Here is a 20,451-nt window from a genome sequence, read left to right as displayed (position 1 = left end):
TCGTGGACGGTCACAACACGACCCCGCCCTGAACCACGGTGCGCCGTTCGGGCCCGGCCCACAGCACGGCGGGGTCGCGCAACGGGTCGCCGTCGACGATGAGCAGGTCGGCGACGCAGCCCTCCTGTACCCGGCCCAGGTCGGGCCGGCCGAGCAGGTCGGCGTTGACCGAGGTCGCCGAGCGCAGCGCGGTCACCGGGCCGTCCACCTCGACCTGGAGTCGCAGACCGTTGAGCTGCTCGTCCTCCAGGACGCCCATGAGGTCGGTACCGAACCCGACCCGTACCCCGGCGGCGCGGGCCAGTTCGACCGCCGTCCGGCCGGCGTCGAGCACCTCGCGGTTCTTCTGCCGCGACACCGCCGCCATGCCGAGCTCGGCGCCGCGGCGGTCCATCGCGTCGTACGCGGCGAGGGTCGGCACCAGGAACGCCCCGGCCGCCGCCATGGCGCCGGCCGTCTCGGCGTCGAGCAGGTTGCCGTGCTCGACGCTGCGGACCCCGTTGCCGATCGCGTGCCGGATCGCCTCCGGGGAGTACGCGTGCGCGGCGACGTAGCTGCCACGGCGGGCCGCCTCGGCGGTGACCGCCCGGATCTCCTCCGCGGAGTACTGCGGAATGCGGATCGGATCCGTCAGCGACACCACACCGCCCGACGTCATGATCTTGATGGCGTGCGTGCCGCGGCGGAACCGGTCGCGCACCGCCCGCCGCAGCGGGTCGACGCCGTCGACGACCTCGACCGTGTGCGACGAGCAGCCGCAGACGTCGCTGTCGGCGGCGCGCACGTCGCCGTGACCGCCGGTCTGGCTCAGCGCCGGTCCGGTCCACAGGTAACGCGGGGACGGCAGGAGCCCCTCGGCGATCGCGCGGGCCAGCCCGGCGTCCCCGCCGGCCGGGTCGCGCACCGTGGTGAAGCCGCGGGCCAGCGCCGCGGCCAGCCGCTTCGCGGCCGCCAGGGCCACGTAGCTGAGCGGGCGTGACTCCAGCGCCAGCATGTCGAGGTCGATCCCGTACGCGTGGCAGTGCGCGTCGATGAGCCCGGGCAGCACGGTGCGCCCACGGGCGTCGAGCACGCGGTCGGCCGGCTGCGGTTCGCCACCCACGGCCACGATGCGCCCGTCGGCGACGTGCACCGGCCCCTCGACGAGCTCGTCCGAGACACCGTCGAAGACCACCGCGTTGACGATCGACAGCGACCCGCTCACGAGCGGGCCGCTCACGCGGCGACCCCGCGCAGCTGGGCGGTCGCGGCCTCGTCGACGGCGAAGGTCACCGGGTCGACGGCCACGCCGTACTCACGCTCGGCCGCGACGGCCGAGACGAAGCCGTTGCGTACGTCGGCGGCGACCCGGGCGGGTTCGCGCTCGAACGGCTCGCCGTAGCCGCCGCCCCCGCCGGTGTTGTTCACCAGCACGTCGCCGGCGTCCAACCGGTTGTAGCTGCCGCCCTGCACCACCTCGCGGTCGGTGCCGGGGTTGAGGATGATGTGGTTGTTGTCGCCCTCGAGCCCGCCCGCGATCGCCCACGGCTTCGTCTTCGTCTTGTAGACCAGGCAGATGCCGGTCGACGGCGCGGTGAACCGGTAGGCCCGGCCCACGCCGACGCCGCCGCGGTAGCGGCCCGCGCCCCCGGTGTCCGGCCGGTAGCCGTACGACTCGATGAACATCGGCGACTTGGTCTCGAGCACCTCGACGGGGTTGTTGCGGCAGCCGGGCTCGGACAGGTGCATGATGCCGTCCGCGCCGTCGCCGCCGGCGTGCGCGCCGAAGCCGACCGCCTCGTTGGTGGCCTCCAGCCACGCCTCGCCGTTGCGCGGGTTGACGCCGAGCCCCATCATCGAGGAGACGTCACCGCCCGAGCAGGCCGGCACGATGTCCGGCATGCCCTGGGCGAGGGCCTTGAGGACCACCTCGCCGCCGATCAGGCCGGTCCACAGGGTGAAGGTCGGCATCGGCGGCACGGCGTGCATGACCGACCCCGGCTCGGTGATCACGCGCAGCGGGCGGAAGTTGCCCGCCACCACCGGCGAATCCGGGGTGGTGAGCGCCTTGAACACCAGGCTGCAGAACGCCTCGGTCTGGCCGACCGGCAGGTTGATCGGGCCGCGCACGTCGCGTTCGCTGCCGGTCCAGTCGATGACGATCTCGTCGTCGGTGACGGTGACGGTGGCGTTGAGCTTGATCATGCGATCGAGATCCACGCCGTCGGAGTCGACGAAGTCGTACGCCGTCCACGTGCCCTTCGGCAGCTTCGCGAGCGCCAGCCGGGCGAGCCGCTCGCCGTGGTCGTTGATCGCCCGCATCGCGGCGGTCAGGGTCTCCACGCCGTACTTGGCGGCGATCTCCGCCGTGCGGCGCACCCCGGTGACGCACGCCGAGACCTGCGCCTGCAGGTCGCCGATGGTGCGCTCGGGCAGGCGGCTGTTGAACCGGATGACGTTGAAGATGTCCTCGTTGGCCTCGCCCTCGCGGTACAGCTTCGACGCCGGGAAGAACAGGCCCTCCTGGTACATGTCGGTGGAGTCCAGGACGTACCCCGGGTCCTTCTGCTTGAGGTCGAGCACGTGGATGCGGCACGACGCGAAGCCGATCAGCTCACCGGCGGCGGTGTGGATCGGCGCGAAGACCAGCGGGTCGAGCGTGTGCGCCGACGACCAGTACGGGTAGTTCAGCAGGAAGACGTCGCCGGGCAGCATCTTCGCGGTGCCCAGGAACCGGATCGCCTCCTTGATGCCGTGGTCGTTGCCCCGGGTGAACACCGCGATGCCGGGCGCGTCGGCGACCACGTCACCGTCCGCGTCGTGGATGCCGATGCCGTAGTCGTGGATCTCGTAGACGACGGTGTTGTACGCGGTACGGCAGAGGTTGCGGGCCATCTCTTCGGCGGCGGCCAGCAGGCCGTGCCGGATGACCTCGGTGGTGATCGAGTCGCTCATCGGGCGGTCGCCTCTCCCTCGGTAGCTACAGCGATGACCATCTCACCGTGGTCGCCGACGCGCAGCCGGTCGCCGGCGTGGACCACGGTGGTGGCGGTGTGCTCGGCGATCACGGCCGGCCCGGCGAGCTCGTCGCCGGCGAGCAGGGTCTCGCGCGTGTACAGCGCGTACGGCACCTGCGGCTGCTCCTCGGACACGTACACGGCGCGGATGCCGTCCGGCGCCGGCGCCCCGGACTCGCGGTGCTTCAGCCGGGGCAGCGACGGTTTCGCCACGACGCCGGTCGCGCGCAGCCGCAACGTGGTGGCCTCGATCGGGTCCGTCATGGTGTGGCCGTACTGCCGTTCGTGCAGCTCGGTGAACGCGCGCTCGACGGCACCGACCACGTCCTGCGCCTCGTCGGGCACCGGCACGGTCACGGTGTGCTCCTGCCCGGCGTAGCGGACGTCCACGCTGCGCGTCAGCAGCTGCTCGTCAGGTGCGAACCCTTCGGCGGACAGCGTCCGCCGCGCCTCGTCGAGCATCGCGTCGTACCCCGACGCCAGGCGGGCCGCGTCGAGCTCCGCCAGCGGCGTCACCGACGTGCGCGCGAAGTCGTGCTGGACGTCGGCGAGCAGCATGCCGAAGGCCGAGAACGCGCCCTGCCCCGGCGGCACGATCACCGTCGGGATCGACAGCTCGCGGGCCACGTCGACGGCGACGAGGCCGCCGCCACCGCCGAAGGACAGCAACGCGAAGTCCTTCGGGTCGCGGCCCACCTCGACGGTGATGGCCCGCACGGCGCCCGTGATCTTGGCCGTCGAGATCCGGACGATGCCCCGGGCCAGCGCGAGCGGCGTGAGCCCCAGCCGGGCCGCCAGCGGCTTGAGCGCCGCGTCGGCGAGCGCGTCGTCCAGGGTGAGCCGGCCGCCGAGCGGCGTGGCCGCGCCGAGATAGCCGACGGCCAGCGCCGCGTCGGTGAACGTCGGCTCGGTGCCGCCCCGGCTGTAGGACGCCGGGCCCGGGTCGGCGCCGGCGCTCTGCGGGCCCACCTGCAGCGCACCCGCGCCGTCGAGCCAGGCGATCGAGCCACCGCCCGCGCCGATGGTGTGGATGTACAGCGAGGGCGTGTTGATCGGCAGCTGTTCGAACTCGGCGCCCTGGTGCAGTACCGGTTCGCCGTCGATGACCAGGGACGCGTCCAGGCTGGTGCCGCCCATGTCGATCGTGATCAGATTCGGCTCGCCGATGAGCGCGCCGAATGCGGTGGCCCCGATGACGCCGCCGGCCGGGCCGGACAGGATGAGGCTCACCGGCTGCTCCCGGGCCGCGCTCGCGGTCATCGCGCCGCCGCCGGAGCGGGTCATCAGGAACCGGCCGGTGAAGCCGTTGTCGCGCAGTTCGCTCTCCAGCCGTTCGAGATAGCGGCGCACGATCGGCTTGACGTAGGCGTCGAGCACCGCCGTGCTCGTCCGCTCGTACTCGCGGTACTCCCGTGACAGCTCGTGCGACAGCGTCACCGCGACGCCCGGTGCCACCTCGGCGAGAATCTCGCGCATCCGCAGCTCGTGCGCCGGGTTGGCGTAGGAGTGCAGGAAGGCGACCGCCACCGAGTCGTAGCCGCGCTCGGCGATCGTCGCCGCCACGGCACGAGCCGCGTCCACGTCGAGCGGGCGGTGCACCGACCCGTCGAACAGGCTGCGCTCGGGCACCTCGAAGGTGTCGTAGCGTTCGAGCAGAGCCGGCGGCGGCCGGTACGTGATGTCGTAGTTGGTGCGCCGGTCGGTGCGCCCGAGCAGGTAGACGTCGCGGAAGCCGGCCGTCCCGACCACCGCCGTCCGTGCCCCGGTGCGGGTCAGCAACGCGTTGAGCCCGAGGGTCGTGCCGTGCGTGAACATCGTGACGCCGGCCAGGGGGGCCTGGATCGTGCCGAAGGCGTTCAGCACGCCCCGGGTCGGCTGTGCCGGTGTGGTGGGCACCTTGTCGAAGCGGATCTCACCGGTGGCCGGCAGCAGCTCGACGACGTCGGTGAAGGTGCCGCCGACGTCGATGGCGACCCGGCTGGTCGTGGTCATTGTTCTCGCCTTTCGCGCTCATCCATGCGGCGCGCGGCGCCGGGACGGCAGCGCCCGTGCGGCGGCCTGTCCTGGCGGCGCGGTTCGGAAAGCACCGCAGCACCCTGTCCCGGCGTGCGGTGCGGCGGCCGACCTGGTGCCCCTCGCCTTGGTCCGGGGCACAGGCACCCCACCTCAGGACGCTGCGGTGAGCGCCCATCCGGGTGGCGGTCAGCCAGATGATCTACGCCGGTTGGCGCGGCGGAGGAGTCGAACGCTGGCACACCCGGTTTCGGGTGTCAACCGGCCCGCGGGTCCGCACCAGGGACGAATCCGGCACCGGGGGCGTGCGTGCACAGCGGCGACGGCGGGCGCTGTGCTCGGCGCACATCCACGGACTGGCGGCCACCGGCAGCATTTGCCCACTCGAAACCCACAGGTTCGCCGGGAGCCTCCGATGATCCGAAGTGTGCTTACCCTTCGCGCCGCCGCCGGACAGGCCGGTGCGCTCGAAGCCTTCTATGCCGAACAGCAGATACTGGAGCGCGCCCGGCGGTTTCCGGGGTGTCGAGACGCACTGCTGCTGCGATCCCACGGCGGCGGCCCGGCCACGTACCTCGTCGTCGCCGACTGGGACACGGCCGCGGACTACCGGCGCTGGGTCGACGACCCGTGGCGCGTTGCCCTGTCCCGGCAGCTCGCCTCCATGTTGGACACCGATCCGGACGAGCCGGTCGTTGGCGCACTCTACGAACTCGTCGCGCTAGGTGAGACCCCTTGAGATCCCGTTCCATGCCTTTGAGGAGCACCTGTGACCCGAGCTGTCCGACTCGCGGCGGTCGGTATGACCGCCGCGCTCGCCCTGAGCATCACGGCATGTAGCAAGCCCTCCAACACCGGTGCGGGCGGCGGGGCGCCGTCCGCGGCCTCCGCCGACAAGCACCTCAAGATCGGCTTCTTCGGCTTCGCGAAGGCGAACTCGTTCGCGCAAGCGGCCTGGGCCGGCGTCGAATCGTACGCGAACTCGCACAACGCCTCGGCCACGTTCCTGGACTCCAACTTCGACGGCCCGACGCAGGTGAACCAGCTGCAGGACGCCGTCGCCGCCAAGCGGTTCGACATCGTGATCGTCCAGGCGAACGACGGTACCGCCATGATCAACCCGATCAAGCAGGCGGTCGCCGCCGGCATCGTCGTCGTGGTCGAGTTCACCCCGGTCGGCGGCCGGTACGACACCGCCGAGCCGCAGGTCCCGGGCACGATCACCATCATCGACCCGCCGACGGTCAACGGCGAGGGCCTGGCCAAGCTCGGCCTGGACGCCTGCAAGACGGTCACCAGCGGCGCCTGCAAGGTCGCCTACTTCCAGGGCTTCGCCAACTACCCGCTCGACACGGCGCGGACCAACGCGGCCGTCGACGCGCTCAAGGCCGGCGGCGCCACCGTGGTCTCGAACTTCGTCGGCGGCTACACGCCCGACACCGGGCGGGCCGCCATGCAGAACCTGCTGCAGTCGCACCCGGACGTCAACGTGGTGATCGGCTCCTCCCAGGCGCTCGAGGGCGCCACGCCGCTGGCCAAGGACAAGAAGATCGCCTTCGTCGGCAACGGCGGCTCCACCCAGGCGTTCGGGTTCGTCAACGACGGGACCTGGCACGGTGTCTACGATGTGCCCGAGAAGTCCGAGGGCGCCAAGGCCGCCGAGCTCGGCCTGGCGAAGGCTCGCGGCCAGAGCGTGCCCGATTCGTCCGTGGCCTGCACGGTGCTGACCACCTTCAACTGCCTCGGCACCAAGGCGACCCTGAAGGGTCTGACCGCCGATTACTCCGACTGACGACGCGACCACGGTTCCGGCGCCGCCCCCAGCGTGGCGCGGCGCCGGAACCCGACTTCCTCCAGGGGCAGCGATGAGCACACCCGCGACGCGGGCACCCACCATCTCGGTGCGCGGCATCGGCAAGAACTACAGCGGCGTGACCGTCCTGCACGACATCGACCTCGACATCGCGCCGGGCGAGGTGCACGGGCTGGTCGGGGAGAACGGCGCCGGCAAGAGCACCCTCCTCAAGATCCTCGGCGGGGCGATCCGCGCCGACCACGGCACGCTGAGCTTCGACGGCGAGCAGGTCAGCATCGGCGGCCCCCGCGACGCGATCGCCCACGGCGTCAGCCTGATCTCGCAGGAGGGCGCGCTGGTACCGGCGCTGACGGTGCTCGAGAACGTCTTCCTCGGCCGCTGGTCGAACACCGCCGGCCTGCGCCGGGCCCGGGCCGACCGGCATCGCTTCGCCGAGCTGCTCGAGCTGACCGGCTTCCGCGTCGACCCGCGCGAGCGTGTCGACCGGCTGCCGATCGGCGTGCAGCAGCAGGTCGAGATCCTGCGCTCGCTGGCCCGTGGCACGCGGGTGCTGGCGATGGACGAGCCAACCGCCGTGCTCACCGAGCACGAGAAGGCGAACCTCCTTGAGCTGATTCGCATTCTGGCTGCCGGCGGTACGACGGTCATCCTGGTGTCGCACTTCCTCGACGAGGTCCTGTCGGTCGCCGACCGGGTCACCGTCCTGCGCGACGGCGCGCTGGTCACGACCGGCCCCGCCGCCGAACACACGCCGCGCACCCTGGTGGGGCACATGGTGGGCCGGGAGATCGACGTGCTGTACCCGGAGCCGGCGCCGGTGCCCGACGGCGCACCGGTCGTGCTCTCGGCCCGCGGCCTGCGGCGTGGGCTGGTGCAGGGCGTCGACCTCGACGTGCGGGCCGGCGAGGTCCTCGGCATCGCCGGCCTGGTCGGCAGCGGCCGGTCCGAGACCCTGCGGCTGCTGTTCGGCGCCGACCACGCCACCGAGGGCGTGGTCGAGGTGGACGGTGCCGGGCTGGGCCGGCTCTCGCCGCGGCGCGCGATGGCCGCGGGGCTGGCGTTCGTGCCGGAGTCGCGCAAGGAACAGGGCCTCGTGATGGCCCGGTCGGTCCGGGAGAACGTCGCGCTGCCGTCGTTGCCGCTGCGGCGGATGGGCCCGTTCGTGCGCCGCTCGACCGAACGATCGGCTGTCGAGGCGGCGTCGGCGCAGGTCGACATCCGAGCCGCCGCCAAGGACGCCGCCATCGAGACCTTCTCCGGCGGCAACCAGCAGAAGGCGCTGTTCGCCAAGTGGCTGCTGCGCTCGCCGCGGATTCTGCTCGTCGACGAGCCCACCCGCGGCGTGGACATCGCCGCGAAGACCCAGATCCACCGCCTTATCACCGACCTCGCCCGGGACGGCATGGCCGTCGTGTGCGTCTCGTCGGAGATCGAGGAGCTGCTCGCCCTCTCGCACCGGGTGCTGGTCCTGCGGCACGGGCGCCCGGTCGGCGAGTTCCCGCGCGGGACGGCCAGGGAGGTCGTCATCGCCGCAGCGTTCGGAGACGAAGGAGAGCCCACGTGAGCGTGGACGCAGTCACGCAGACCAAACCCCCCGCCCAGCCGGCCGCGGGCACGGTGTCGCGGCGGGCCTTCCAGTTTCGCGACTACGGCATCCTGGTCGCCCTCGTCGCGATCGTGATCGCCCTGTCGGTGAGCACCGACACCTTCCTGACCAGGTCAAACCTGATCAACCTGCTCGACCAGTGCACGGTGGTCGGGCTGCTCGCGGCCGGCGCCACGGTGTGCATCATCAGCGGTGTGTTCGACCTCACCGCCAGCGCGACCCTCGCGGTGTCCGCGATCGTCGGCGTCGAGATCGTGCGGCTGACGAACGTGGCGGTCGGCTTCACGGCGGCTGTCGCGGCCGGGGCGCTGCTCGGGTTCATCACCGGCACGGTCGTCGTGCGCAGCGGTGTCAACTCGTTCATCGCGACGCTCGCGACGAGCATCATCTACCGGGGTGTGGCGGTGGTGGTGACGGCCGGTTCGATCGTCTACCCCCTCGCCCGGCAGGCCGAGGACTTCGGCGCGCTGACCTGGCCGTCGCTGTTCGACCTGACCTCGGCCACGATCGTGTTCGTCCTCGTGGTGGTGGCGCTGGGCTTCCTGGTCTCCTCGACGACCTTCGGCCGCCGCGTGTACGCCGTCGGCGGCAACGTCGAGGCCGCCCGCCTGTCCGGGATCCGGGTCGGGTCGATCCACGTCTCGGCCTACGTCATCAGCGGTGTGTGCTCCGCGCTGGCCGGGCTCATCCTCGCCTCGCGGGCGGGCTCCGCCCAGTCGACGATGGCCAGCGGCGCGGAGCTCACCGCGATCGCGGCGGCGGTCATCGGCGGCACGAGCATCCTCGGCGGGGAAGGGGCGATCTGGCGCGGCGTCGTCGGCGCCTTCCTGCTGACCCTGATCGGCAACGGCTTCAACCTGCTCGGCTGGGACACCATCTACCAGCAGGTGCTGCAGGGCTGCCTGATCCTCTTCGCCGTCACCACCGACCGCTGGCTACGCAAACGCACACGATAACCCATAACACCCCATAATAGCCCACGAATGCCGCTGTACGCTGGGCCGATGCATTCGCGCAGCGGCACGCACGCGCACATCGGCGTGAGCGTGCACGTGGACCGCTCCCACGCGGTCGTGGTGCACGGCTCCGCGGTCGTGCCCGTCCAGCCGTCGGCGCCGGCCCGCGCCGATCTCGACGGCACGATCGCGTCCGCCGTCAGCACGGCGGTCGGCCTCACCGGCAACGGCCCGGAAGCGGTCACCGTGGACATCTCACCGATGCTCCTCGAGGCGGTCCTACGCCGCGACAGCGACCTGCCCCGGGTCGCGGTGGTCCGGATCGTCCCGCGGGCGGCGACCGATCCGGCACTGGCACGGTCGCCGGCTGAGGTGGTCGAGCGGCGGGTCGCCCGGCGCTTCACCGTGCCGGGCGGCCATGACCTGCTCGGCAACGAGCTCTGCCCGCTCGACCGCGGCCAGCTCGCGGCCGTCTGCGCCGAGCTGGCCGCCGGCACCATCCGGCACGTCGCGATCGTCGGGGCGGGCTCCCAGGCCCGCCCGGCCCACGAGCGTGACGTCGCCGACGCGATCCAGGCCGCCGTGCCGGGCGCCCGGATCTCGGTCGCCAGCGAGTACGGCGGCCAGGGCCTGGTAGCCAGGGAGGCGACCGTCGTGCTGGACTGTGCGCTCGCGGTGCTCACCGATCGGCTGCTGGACCGCTGCGAGCGCACCCTGCGCCGGCTGCCCAGCGAGATCCCGCTCCGCGTGGCGCGCGGCGACGGCGGCTACAGCACCCCCTCCCGTATCCGGGCAAATCCGGTGGTCGCGTTCGGGGCCGCCGAGGCGCTGGAACTGTGCGGCGCCGCCTACCTGGAGGGCCTGGAGGACTGCCGGGTCCTGCTGCGCCGCGGCGATGCCCAGGTCGCCGGCGAGGTGCGCCGCGGGCTGGCCCTCGTCAGCCCCGCCGAGCCGGCCGGCGTCGGCACGGAGATCGTGGTGCCGACGGCCGTGCTCGCGCCCGAGCCGGACCTGACCCGGGACGGCGTGCCGAGCCGGCCCGATGTGCCCGTCGTCCGGGCCCGGCACGAGCCACAGCTGCTGGCCTGCGTCGGCGCCGCGATCAGCCAGCCCACGTCGTGGCTGGACGAGGTGGCCTTCATCGAGTCCGCCACCGAGCTGGAATCGGTGCGTCGCGACGCCGAGGAGCGCGCCACCGCGATCGTCATGGCCAACGGCGCCGCACCGGGCACCGCCTACTTCGCGGAGGCGTCGACGGTGGCCGTGCCGTACAGCCCCTCCGGGACGGTTCGCATCCGGGTGCACGCCGCCGGCGCTCCGGACACCGGCCTGGCTCGGCCCGGTCCGCCATGAGCGGTCCGCAGCGAAGCGGAGGAGCCGCGAATCGTGTTGCAGTTCGAGTCTCATGCTGTTGCCGGAGCGAAGCGGAGGTGACGGCATGAGCGTGCAGGCGGGTGGCTATCTTGGCGCGAACACCTGGATCGGCGCGGAGGACGTGCCCGCGCTGTACGAGGGGGCGAAGTTCTACTCCTCGTCCGTCGGCGACGCCAACCGGTCCTCGCTCAACTCCTGGCTGACCGGGCTGCTCGAGCGCCGGGGACCGGTTCCGCTGCGGCGGGTCGAGACGATGGACCCGGACACGCCGTGCGTGTCGGTGTGCGTGCTCGGGTCGGCGACGGCGATGGCGGACCTGCCGCCGGCCGGGGACGAGTTCGAGTCGGCGATCCGCCAGATCGAGCGGCTGCAGGGCGTCCGGTTCGGCGCCGTGTACCCGCTGGCCGCGGCGACCGTGAGCGCCCTAGCGCCGGTGGTCGCCGCCGCCCAGCTCGGCGTGCCGCTGCTCGACGCCGACGGCATGGGCCGAACGTACGCCCTGATCCACCACACGGCCATGCACCTGGCCGGCGTGTCGCCGACACCGCTGGTCGCGTTCGGCCCGACCGGCGAGAGCGTGCTGGTGGAGTCCCCGGAGGGGCGGCGCGCCGACCGGCTGCTGCGGGCCAACGTCGACCCGCTCGGCGGCTGGGCGGCGCTGGCGGCGTACCCCACGACGGCCGGGATACTGCGGCGGGCCGCGCTGCCCGGCACGGTGTCGAGGATCACCAACGTCGGCCGGGTGCTGCTCCAGCGCACCGATCCTGACCTGCTGATCAGCCGGCTCAGCGCGGTCACGGGCTGCCGGCGGCTGGGCCGGGGGCGCATCGTCGACCTCGAGCAGCTGAGCCGGCCCAGCGACGGTACGATCCCGGCCCACGCGTCCAGTGTCGTGGTCGACGAGACCAGCGGGCCGCGGCGGCAGCTGCGCATCGAGTTGCGCAGCGAGATCGTCGCGGTCTTCGCCAACGGCGCGCTGATCGCGGGCGCACCCGACCTGCTGTGTCTCGTCGACGCCGCCCGCGGCGCGCTGGCGACGCTCGACAACCTCGAACGCGGCGACCTGGTCGACGTGCTGGTGACGCCGGCCGATGCGGTCTGGTACTCCGACGAGGGCATGGAGATGGTGGGCTTGCACTCGCACGGCATCCCGCTGGAGCATCCGCGGCGGCGCGGGGGGTCCCGGTGAGCCAGCGCCCCTCGACCCTGCCGATCACCCTCGGTGAGCTGGTGCGCATCCAGCCGCTGGCCGGGGCCGAACGGCTCCACCTGGCTGAGCCGTCCCGCCGGGTGGAGCAGGTCGTGCTGGCCGAGACCTTCGAGCGGTTGCGCCGGTGCACGCCCCACCTGCTGGTCGTACTGCACAACGAGGCGGCCACCGGTGGCTGGTCGCTGGCCGCGGCCCTGCACCTGGCCTGGGAGCGCAACATCTCGGCGGTGGTGGTGTCCCGCGCTGTCGCCGACGCCTCCAGCGCCGCCCTGGCCGAGCGGCTGAACATGTCGCTGCTGGTCATCGACGCCGACCCGGTCGACGTCGCGCTGCAGCTCGCCGGGCAGGTCAGCGCCCCGGCGGCGGCCCGGGCGCTGCGGCACGCGCTGTGTGCGGCCCGGCTGGCGGAGCAGACCGGCATCCGCGGCGTCCTCGGCGTGCTCAACAGCGAACTGCAGACCGTGCCGGTGGCCCTCGTGATCGGTGGTGCGGCCGTGGCCGGGCGGGCCGCCGCCCTGCAGGAGCGGCCCAACGTCCAGCAGGTCCAGGTCGAGGTGCACGGCCCCGGCGCACGGCCCTGGGCGCGGCTGGTCGCCGCCGTCCCGGCGCAGGGGCCGGCCGCCACCGAACAGGTCGAGGCGCTGCTGCGGCTGGCCCGCCCGTCCCTGCAGGCCGCCTGGGCGCAGACCCGGCTGGACTCCTCGATCCACGCCGCGCAGGAGCAGGCCGCGTTCGGCCTCCTGCGGCGGCTGGCCGCCGAGCCGGCGGACGGCGCCCGCACCGAGGCCGGCGACGTCGACGTGCCGTCCTGGAGCAGCGAGCTGGGCTGGCAGGTCGACGGGACCAACCGGGCAGTGTGGCTGGCGCCGGTGCATCCGTCGGGGGAGCCGGCCGACGAGGTCACCCATCTGGTGCGCGCCTCGTGGCAGCGGGGCCGCGCGAACTGGCCGCTGATCGTGGAGGGCGACGGCTGGATCTCGTGGCACAGCGGCGCCGACCCGGACGACGTGGCCCCGTTGCGCAGGGCAGTGGCCGCCTTCCGGGACCCGGCGGCAGCGCACGGGCTGGTGATCGGGATCGGGCGGGCGCACCCGGGTGTCGCCGGGCTGCTGCGGTCGGTCGCCGAGGCCCGGCTGGCCGCGCACGTCGCCCGCGAGCGCGGCCCGGCCGCCGTGCAGTGGTTCGACCAGGTCGGGCCACCGGCCGCGCTCGCCTGGCTGCCGACCGCCGAGATCGCCCAGGTCGCCGACCTGTGCCTCGGCGAGCTGATGGATGCCCGTGACCGCACCGCCCTGGTCCAGACGGTGCTGGCGGTTCTGGACTGCGGCGGCTCGCTCAGCCAGGCGTCGCAGCGCCTCGGTGTGCACCGCAACACGGTGCTGGCCCGGCTCGCCCGGGCCCGTCAGCTCGGGCTCACCTACGACGAGCCGGCCCAACGACTGGCACTGCACGTGATGTGCTACGCGCTGGCCTCGCTGTGGTCCGTTCAGCGGCCGATGCCGTAGCGGGTCACCGCCGCCTCGGCGCTGATGTTGCCGTCGAGCACGTCGGCGCCCACGTCGTCGGCCGAACGCTCCACCGGATCGCCGTAGCCGCCCCCGCCACCGGTCGCGCAGCGCACCACGTCGCCCGCCTTCAGGGCCAGGCCGTTCACCTTGAGGACGCGTCGCTCGTCCGGGCGGCCCGGGTTGATCAGAACCTCGGGGCCGACCGCGTCCTCGCCGCCGAACAGGCCCCACGCGGGCTGGCGTGAGCGCTCGAACCACAGCGACACCGTCAGGTCGGTCTGCGCCTCGTACTGCCGGATCACGCCGTTGCCGCCCCGCCAGCGTCCCGCCCCGCCGGAGTCGGGACGGATGCGGTACTCCGTGATGCGCCACGGGTAGCGCGTCTCGTGGACCTCGATCGGAATGTCCTTGAGCGACCCGTTCACGTTGTTGATCAGCGCGCTCTCGCCGTCGGAGCCGCTCCACGCGCCCCAGCCGCCGACGGTTGCCTCGAGGCTGACGAACTCGCGCCCGACCCGCGGGTCGGTGCCGGCCGTGAGGATGATCATCGAGTCGCCGTGGCTCGCCCCGGCCACGTGGTCGGGCAGCGCGGGCGCCAGCGCGCGGGCCACCATGTCGATGAGCAGGCCGAGATGGGAGAAGTACCACTGGCAGGCGGCGGGGGAACGGGCACCCAGCACCGACCCCTCGCGGACCTGGGTGGTCATCGTCCGGAACGAACCCCCGTTGCCGGGCAGGTCGGGACTGACCAGCAGCTTGTAGCCCACCCGCAGCGCCGACACGGCCTGCGAGACGCCGCAGTTCACCGGGCCGACGGTCTGGTCGGCGGACTCGGTCACGTCGAAGTCGACGGTCTCGCCCGACACCGTGATCCTCAGCCGGATCGGGATCGGGTTGTCCAGGTCGATGCCGTCGTTGTCGAGCACGCCCTCGGCGGTGTACACGCCGTCGGGGATCCCGGCGATCACCTTACGTTCCAGCAGCTCGGTCTGGCGGAAGATCTCGTCGCGGGCCGCCTCCAGCGTGCGCAGCCCGAACCGGCGCACGATCTCCTGCAGCCGCTTCTCGCCCATCGTGATGCAGGCGATCATCGCGTGCATGTCGCCGGTGGTGGGGTACGGAAAGCGGACGTTCGTGCCGATCGTGTCGATGACGCTGCGGACGTGCTTGCCGCCCTCGACGAGCTTCTGCGGGCCGAGGCGCAGCCCCTCCTGGAAGATGGTCACCGAGTCCATCGAGCCGCCGGGGTCCTTGGAGCCGACGTCGATCCAGTGCGCCCGCGAGGCGGTGAACCCGACGAGGGTGTCGCCGACGAACACCGGCCCGAAGATCGTGACGTCGTTGAGGTGGGTGCCGCCGAGGTAGCTGTCGTTGAGGATCCACACGTCGCCGGGCTGCCACACGTCACGGCCGAACCGCTGCTCGGTGGCCAGCGTGCAGGTCTCGAGGTTGCCGAGGAAGATCGGCAGGCCGGCGGACTGGCCGAGCACCTGGTGCTCCGCGTCGAGCAGGGCCACGACGCAGTCGCCGCACTCGTAGATGATCGGCGTGTACGCCGACCGGATCAGCGTCGCGTTCATGTCGTCGGCCGCGGAGTTGAGCGCGTTGCGGATGATCTCGACCGTCACCGGGTCGACGTCGACCGCGTCGAGGGCAGTTGTCACTTTGAGTCCTTCCGGCGGATGAGCAGTGAGCCGATGTCGTCGAGGCTGACGGTGTGGCCGGGCGGGACGACCGTGGTGGCGGTGTCCTCGACGATGACCGCCGGCCCGTCGAAGGTGTGGCCGACGAACAGGTCGTCGCGGCGCACGACGATCGACGGCTGCGGCTCGCCGTCGAAGACGACCGTGCGGATCTCGTACCGGAACTCGGCGGTCGCGGCCGCAGGCCACTTCTGCGGCTCGGGCCGGCCGAGGTCGCCGAACGCGGCGGTGCGCAGCGTGACCAGCTCGATCGGGGCGCCGAGGTTGGCGTGGCCGTAGCGGGACTGGTGCAGCGCGGCGAAACGCTCCGCCAGGGCGGCCAGGAAGCCCTCCCGCGCCGGCTCGCCCGCGTCGGTGAGCGGCACGGTGATCGTGTACTCCTGCGCCGCGTACCGGACGTCGACGGCGTGGCTCGCGCTGCGCCGGTCGCCGGCCACGCCCTCGTGCGCCAGCGCGTCGAGGCCCTGCCGCTCCAGGCGGGCCAGGGTCGCGGCCATGTCGGCGCCGTCCAGGTCCACGTCCAGGAAGAAGTACGGCTCGGTGGAGTCCTGCCGGATCTGCGTCTGCAGCATCCCCCAGGCCGAGAACGCCCCCGGGAAACGCGGCACCACCGTCTCGGCGATGCCGAGTTCGCGCGCCAGGAACACGGCGTGCATCGGCCCGGCCCCGCCGAACGCGACCAGCGCCGAGTCCCGCGGCTCGATGCCGCGGGAGACGGTGATGGTACGGATCGCCTGCGCCATCTTCGCGTTGGCGACGTCGCAGATGCCCTCCGCCATCGCCGTCGTGCTCAGCCCGAACCGCTCGGCGAGCCCGGCGACCGCGGCGGTGGCCAGGCCGGTGTCGAGGGTCATCTGGCCGCCGGCGAAGCCCTCGGCGTCGATGCGTCCGAGCACCAGGTTGGCGTCCGTCACGGTCGGCTCGGTGCCGCCGCGGCCGTAGCAGGCCGGCCCGGGGCGCGCCCCCGCCGAGCGCGGCCCGACCCGCAGCCCGCCGGCCTCGACCCAGGCGACCGAGCCGCCGCCCGCGCCGACCGTGTGGATGTTGACGACGCTCATGAGCATCGGCAGCCCTTCGAGCTGCGCCTCGGCGGACACGTCCGGCTCACCGTCGACGATCAGCGAGACGTCGAAGGACGTGCCACCCATGTCGATGCCGATGAGGTTCGGCCGCCCGGTCTGGCGGGACAGCTCGGCGCAGGCGATGGCGCCGCCGACCGGCCCGGACAGCAGCGTCTGCAGCGGCCGGCGGCGCGCCGACTCGGCGGTGAGGATGCCGCCCGAGGACTGCATGACGTGCAGCGGGACGTCGAGCCCCCGACCGGCCAGGCGTCGTTCGAGGTCGATGAGGTAGCGCCGCACGATCGGGCCGGTGTAGCTCTCGATGACCGCCGACGAGGTGCGCTCGTACTCGCGCCACTCCTTGGCCGCCTCGTGCGACACGGACACCGTGAAGTCCTCGCCCAGCTCGTCGAGCAGGATCTCGCGGGCGCGCAGTTCGTGCGCCGGGTTCTTGAAGCTGAACAGGAACGCCACGGCGATCGCGCCGTGACCGCCCTCGCGGGCCTTGCGCGCGGCGTCGCGGACCGCCGGCTCGTCCAGCGGGGTCAGCTCGCTGCCGTCGGCGGCGATCCGCCCGCCGATGCCGACCATGTCACGGCGCGGGACGAGCGGGGTCGGCTTGCGGTAGTGCAGGTCGTACAGGCGGGTCCGCGGGCCCCGGGCGATGTGGTAGGTGTCCTCCACGCCGGCGGTCGCCAGCAGCAGGACAGGGACACCGCGCCGCTCGAGGAAGGCGTTGAGGCCCTGGGTCGTGCCGTGGACGAGGAAGCCGATGTCGCCGGTCCGGTCGACGACCGCGTCGAGGCCGACGAGCACGCCTTCGCTGAGGTTGCCGGGCGTGGTCGACGCCTTCGTCGCCGCGAACACGCCCTTGTCCTCGTCGTAGGTGACCACGTCGGTGAACGTGCCTCCGATGTCCATCGACACTCGGTACCGCATCAGCCTTCTCCTCAGCGTCGGGGCGTCCTCGCAAGTTAGGTCGCGTGATCCCGGCGGGACTGTGCGCGCGGCATAGCGGTGGCGGCGCCACGCGTGCGGCGCGCACGGTCGGCGCTTTGCCGGCCCGGGTTCGATGTCGGGCATGCCGACACCGGAGGTACCGCCGGCCGCACCGCAGCGCCGCGCTCACCTCCCGTCCGGACGTTCTTGTCTGCGACGAGGTGACCTCCGCGCTCGACGTGCCGGTTCAGGCGGCTGTGCTGACGCTCCTCATCGACCTTCGCCGGGAACTCGAATTGGCGATGTTGTTCATCACGCACGACTTCGGGGCGCGCTCAGGCCAGCCGGACAGCAGCGCCAGCCCGCGCAGCCCGGTGAAGCTGGCGACCGCCGCCGACGTCGCGGCGACGAGCATTCCGGCCATGACCCACCCATCTCGGCGCCGGGTCACAGGTCCAGTCCTGAGATGTAGTGCGCGGCGGCGGTGACCAGCCGTCCGATGGTCGGCGCGATCGAGGAGGTGGCGAGGAAATAGCCGAACAGGACGCATACGGCGATGTGCCAGATGGGGGTGCGGGTGTAGCGCCAGAGCAGGTACACGAGCAGTCCGAGCAGCAGGACGGCCGAGACCGAGATAGTCAGCGTGGACTCCTTTCGGTAGCAGGGATTCAGAGGTTCGGGCCGGACGGGTTCGGCCCGGGCCGGCGGTGGGTGCGGCCGGTGCGGCGCCGCTGCCAGCGCACCCAGGCGCGGCACTTGCGGCAGTCGGTCGAGTCGTCCGCGTCGAGCTTCGCGCCGCAGGGGCAGAGGTCCTCACCGTCGAGCGGGCCGGACAGTGACAACGAATGGGCTCCCTTCTCGTGGCCACCGAACCTCCCACCATGTCTTGAACATGATGTACATGTTCAAGTCTAGGTCGAAGTGGAGGCCCGGTGAAGGTTCGTCGTGCTTCGATGCCATGAGCATGCGGCACATCGACGGGACGTGTTCAGGTCATGGCTGGACGTATCGAAGATGTCTCCCATAGGGTGGTCACCTGTCGGGACGTCCTGCGACGGGGAGCCATGCCAAACGAACGCCTGCGCTCAGCCATGCTGGAACGCGGTCTCACTCCAGCCGGCCTCGCGGACGTCCTTGAGGTCGACCCGAAGAGCGTCGAGCGCTGGATCAGCGGTCGTCTGCCGTACCGCCGCCACCGCTACGCCGTAGCCGCCCGCCTCGGTGTGGACGAGTCATACCTGTGGCCGGACGCGATGAGCCGCGACCAGGTCGCCAACGCCTCCGAGAGCGAGATCGTCAACATCTACCCGGCCCGCTGGGCGGTCCCGTCAGAACTGTGGCGCTCGTTCTTCGACAACGCCGAACGCGAGATCGGCATCCTGGTCTACAGCGGCCTGTTCGTCCCGGAGGACCAGGGCATCTTCCGCGCGATCCGCCGCAAGGCCGAGAACGACGTCAAGGTTCGCGTCCTGCTGGGCGACCCCGACAGCGAGAACGTCCACCAGCGCGGCATCGACGAGGGCATCGACATGGACATGGCCGCCCGCTGCCGCATGGCCCAGGTCCTGTACGCCCCGCTCCGCGACATCGACGGCGTGGAGTTCCGCCTGCACAGCACGATCCTCTACAACTCGATCTACCGCGTTGACGACCAGGTGCTCGTCAACACCCACATCTTCGGCACGCCCGCCTCCAACGCCCCGGTCCTGCACCTGCGCCACGTCGCCGGCGGTGACATGGTCGGCACGTACGTGGAGAGCTTCGACCGGGTCTGGGCCGGCGGCACACCCTTGGAGTGAGGTTCTCGTCTTGTCCCGGCGCATCGACTACTTCAACGACCCCGACGCCCCGAAGGCCAACAGCCTCGTCCCCTCCGCGAACACTGTGGTGGTCAACGACGCGGGTGAACTGCTGCTGATCCACCGCACGGACAACGACAACTGGGCGCTGCCGGGCGGGGCGATGGAGCCGGGTGAGTCGATGACCGACTGCGCGGTCCGGGAGACGTTCGAGGAGACCGGAATCCACATCGAGGTCACCGGCCTCGTCGGGATCTACACCGACCCCCGCCACGTCATCCTCTACACCTCGAACAACGAGGCCCGGCAAGAGTTCTCCATCGTCTACACCGCCCGCCCCCTCGGCGGCACACCGACGCCGAGCGACGAGTCGCGGGAAGTTGTGTGGATCGCGCCGGACGCGATCGATGGGCTGACGATGCACCGGTCGATGCGGCTGCGGATCGAGCACTACCTGACCCGGGCCGGGAAGCCGCACCTTGGATAGCGACTGGGTCAACGCCGCGGGCAGCGTTTTTTCCGCCCTCGGTACGGTGGGTGCGTTCATCGTCGGGTTCATGCTCCTGCGCCGGGAGCAGAACCGCGAGGCCGAACGCGCCGAGGACGAACGGCGCGGCCAGGCGGCGCGGATCAGCGCGTGGGTGGAGGCGTACCGCAAGCCGGACGGCACTCGCGAACTGGCCTTCCACATCCACAACGCCAGCCAGATGCCGATCTACGAGGTGGAGCTCCCAATGCCCGAGGGCGGCGACGCCGAGTTCGTCGGCCTCGTCCCGCCTGGTCAGACGATCCGCCGCCCAGCTCCGGTGTCGTGGCTGCGCTCGTACGTCGACCCGGAACCCGTCGAGATCGAATTCCTGGACAGCGCCGGGCGCCGCTGGAACCGCAACGAACAGGGCCGGCTCACCTCAGCGGCCGAGAGCAGCCAGCACCCGACCCGTTGACCCCTCCAGCAGCGGCCTGGCCTCGGTCAGCGACAGCGTGACGAGATGCCCGTCGCCGTACCGCTCGAACGCCTCGGCCAGCCGCTGCTCCAGGTTCACCGCCTTGCCGGTCGGGCTGGTCGTCATGTCGCAGAACGTCAGCGCATCGAGCACGAAATCGGCCGGGGTTGGAAACTCGCCTGCTAGATCATCGGCTAGCCCTCGGTTGCGGGCCTCGATGAGCGCGCAGGAGTGGTTGGCGACTAACCGGATGAGCAGCTCGTCGGCGTGCTCGACGTCCCGGAGGTAGCGCGCGCCGTCCAGGGGGTGGAAGCCGGCCTTGTTCAGGTGCGGGGCGTAGCCGATGTCGTGCAGCCAGGCCGCGCAGATCAGCAGCTCGGCGTCGTCGCCGACGATGTGGGCAATGTCCTCCGCGGTATGTCCGACGCCCTGAACGTGGTCCCAGCGGACCGGCAACGACTCGGCCAGCAGACGGCACGCCAGGTCACGAGCCCATCGGACATGTTCCACATGTCCGAGACTAATG

The 20,451-nt window shown here is 72.0% G+C and carries 19 protein-coding genes; 10 read left to right on the top strand and 9 right to left on the bottom strand.

Annotation, left to right across the window (positions count from 1 at the left end):
• Positions 1 to 10: 10 nt before the first annotated feature.
• From ACQPY0_RS43355 to ACQPY0_RS43345, 3 genes are read right to left on the bottom strand one after another with little or no spacing between them, the layout of a single operon-like run.
• Positions 11 to 1,219 carry an amidohydrolase family protein gene (locus ACQPY0_RS43355; protein ID WP_432974574.1) on the bottom strand — a complete coding sequence of 403 codons (1,209 nt, stop codon included), beginning with the start codon at positions 1,217 to 1,219 and terminating at the stop codon, positions 11 to 13.
• Positions 1,216 to 2,934 carry a hydantoinase B/oxoprolinase family protein gene (locus ACQPY0_RS43350; protein WP_432974572.1) on the bottom strand — a complete coding sequence of 573 codons (1,719 nt, stop codon included), beginning with the start codon at positions 2,932 to 2,934 and terminating at the stop codon, positions 1,216 to 1,218. Before ACQPY0_RS43350 ends, ACQPY0_RS43355 begins: the two co-directional genes overlap by 4 nt.
• Positions 2,931 to 4,988 (bottom strand): hydantoinase/oxoprolinase family protein, encoded by a 2,058-nt coding sequence (locus ACQPY0_RS43345; RefSeq protein WP_432974570.1) that lies wholly within the window; start codon positions 4,986 to 4,988, stop codon positions 2,931 to 2,933. Before ACQPY0_RS43345 ends, ACQPY0_RS43350 begins: the two co-directional genes overlap by 4 nt.
• Positions 4,989 to 5,436: 448 nt before the next feature.
• On the opposite strand from ACQPY0_RS43345, the gene ACQPY0_RS43340 reads away from it, so the two are divergent.
• From ACQPY0_RS43340 to ACQPY0_RS43310, 7 genes are all read left to right on the top strand, one after another.
• Positions 5,437 to 5,748 (top strand): antibiotic biosynthesis monooxygenase family protein, encoded by a 312-nt coding sequence (locus ACQPY0_RS43340; RefSeq protein WP_432974568.1) that lies wholly within the window; start codon positions 5,437 to 5,439, stop codon positions 5,746 to 5,748.
• A gap of 30 nt (positions 5,749 to 5,778) precedes the next feature.
• A complete protein-coding gene (locus ACQPY0_RS43335) occupies positions 5,779 to 6,801 on the top strand; it encodes a sugar ABC transporter substrate-binding protein (protein ID WP_432974565.1) in 1,023 nt (340 codons plus the stop codon).
• Between the two features lie 73 nt (positions 6,802 to 6,874).
• Positions 6,875 to 8,389, top strand: a complete 1,515-nt coding sequence (locus tag ACQPY0_RS43330; protein ID WP_432974563.1) for a sugar ABC transporter ATP-binding protein — start codon at positions 6,875 to 6,877, stop codon at positions 8,387 to 8,389.
• Positions 8,386 to 9,387, top strand: a complete 1,002-nt coding sequence (locus tag ACQPY0_RS43325) for an ABC transporter permease (RefSeq protein WP_432974561.1) — start codon at positions 8,386 to 8,388, stop codon at positions 9,385 to 9,387. Before ACQPY0_RS43330 ends, ACQPY0_RS43325 begins: the two co-directional genes overlap by 4 nt.
• Before the next feature lie 48 nt (positions 9,388 to 9,435).
• Positions 9,436 to 10,740 (top strand): hydantoinase/oxoprolinase N-terminal domain-containing protein, encoded by a 1,305-nt coding sequence (locus ACQPY0_RS43320; RefSeq protein ID WP_432974559.1) that lies wholly within the window; start codon positions 9,436 to 9,438, stop codon positions 10,738 to 10,740.
• An 85-nt stretch (positions 10,741 to 10,825) separates the two neighbouring features.
• On the top strand, positions 10,826 to 11,950 hold the full coding sequence (locus ACQPY0_RS43315; RefSeq protein WP_432974557.1) for a DUF917 domain-containing protein: 1,125 nt from the start codon (positions 10,826 to 10,828) through the stop codon (positions 11,948 to 11,950).
• Entirely contained in the window at positions 11,947 to 13,476 is a 1,530-nt protein-coding gene (locus tag ACQPY0_RS43310; protein WP_432974555.1) for a PucR family transcriptional regulator, read from the top strand. Before ACQPY0_RS43315 ends, ACQPY0_RS43310 begins: the two co-directional genes overlap by 4 nt.
• On the opposite strand, the gene ACQPY0_RS43305 is transcribed toward ACQPY0_RS43310, so the two are convergent.
• From ACQPY0_RS43305 to ACQPY0_RS43285, 5 genes are all read right to left on the bottom strand, one after another.
• Complete coding sequence (locus ACQPY0_RS43305; protein WP_432974553.1) at positions 13,458 to 15,143, bottom strand: hydantoinase B/oxoprolinase family protein; 1,686 nt, start codon at positions 15,141 to 15,143, stop codon at positions 13,458 to 13,460. The two genes, ACQPY0_RS43310 and ACQPY0_RS43305, sit on opposite strands and share 19 nt — an antisense overlap.
• Complete coding sequence (locus ACQPY0_RS43300) at positions 15,140 to 17,182, bottom strand: hydantoinase/oxoprolinase family protein (RefSeq protein ID WP_432974551.1); 2,043 nt, start codon at positions 17,180 to 17,182, stop codon at positions 15,140 to 15,142. Before ACQPY0_RS43300 ends, ACQPY0_RS43305 begins: the two co-directional genes overlap by 4 nt.
• 247 nt (positions 17,183 to 17,429) lie before the next feature.
• Positions 17,430 to 17,606, bottom strand: a complete 177-nt coding sequence (locus ACQPY0_RS43295) for a hypothetical protein (RefSeq protein WP_432974549.1) — start codon at positions 17,604 to 17,606, stop codon at positions 17,430 to 17,432.
• 23 nt (positions 17,607 to 17,629) lie between these two features.
• The gene (locus tag ACQPY0_RS43290) at positions 17,630 to 17,782 is read right to left on the bottom strand and encodes a hypothetical protein (protein ID WP_432974547.1); all 153 of its coding nucleotides are present in this window, start codon (positions 17,780 to 17,782) and stop codon (positions 17,630 to 17,632) included.
• Positions 17,783 to 17,850: 68 nt separating this feature from the next.
• Positions 17,851 to 18,024: a hypothetical protein gene (locus tag ACQPY0_RS43285; RefSeq protein ID WP_432974545.1), complete on the bottom strand. Its 174-nt coding sequence runs from the start codon at positions 18,022 to 18,024 to the stop codon at positions 17,851 to 17,853.
• 222 nt (positions 18,025 to 18,246) lie between these two features.
• Here ACQPY0_RS43285 and ACQPY0_RS43280 point away from each other — a divergent pair, with 222 nt between their 5' ends.
• From ACQPY0_RS43280 to ACQPY0_RS43270, 3 genes are read left to right on the top strand one after another with little or no spacing between them, the layout of a single operon-like run.
• On the top strand, positions 18,247 to 18,981 hold the full coding sequence (locus tag ACQPY0_RS43280; RefSeq protein ID WP_432974543.1) for an XRE family transcriptional regulator: 735 nt from the start codon (positions 18,247 to 18,249) through the stop codon (positions 18,979 to 18,981).
• A gap of 10 nt (positions 18,982 to 18,991) precedes the next feature.
• Positions 18,992 to 19,468: an NUDIX hydrolase gene (locus tag ACQPY0_RS43275; RefSeq protein WP_432974541.1), complete on the top strand. Its 477-nt coding sequence runs from the start codon at positions 18,992 to 18,994 to the stop codon at positions 19,466 to 19,468.
• Complete coding sequence (locus ACQPY0_RS43270; protein ID WP_432974539.1) at positions 19,461 to 19,925, top strand: hypothetical protein; 465 nt, start codon at positions 19,461 to 19,463, stop codon at positions 19,923 to 19,925. Before ACQPY0_RS43275 ends, ACQPY0_RS43270 begins: the two co-directional genes overlap by 8 nt.
• Here ACQPY0_RS43270 and ACQPY0_RS43265 read toward each other — a convergent pair.
• A complete protein-coding gene (locus ACQPY0_RS43265) occupies positions 19,890 to 20,435 on the bottom strand; it encodes an HD domain-containing protein (protein ID WP_432974537.1) in 546 nt (181 codons plus the stop codon). The genes ACQPY0_RS43270 and ACQPY0_RS43265 overlap by 36 nt on opposite strands.
• Positions 20,436 to 20,451 lie beyond the last annotated feature (16 nt).

This window comes from Dactylosporangium sp. CA-233914 (assembly GCF_050942935.1).
GTDB lineage: Bacteria > Actinomycetota > Actinomycetes > Mycobacteriales > Micromonosporaceae > Dactylosporangium.
The sequence above is the reverse complement of the archived record's forward strand: the minus strand, read 5'-3'. Positions and strand labels throughout refer to the sequence as shown.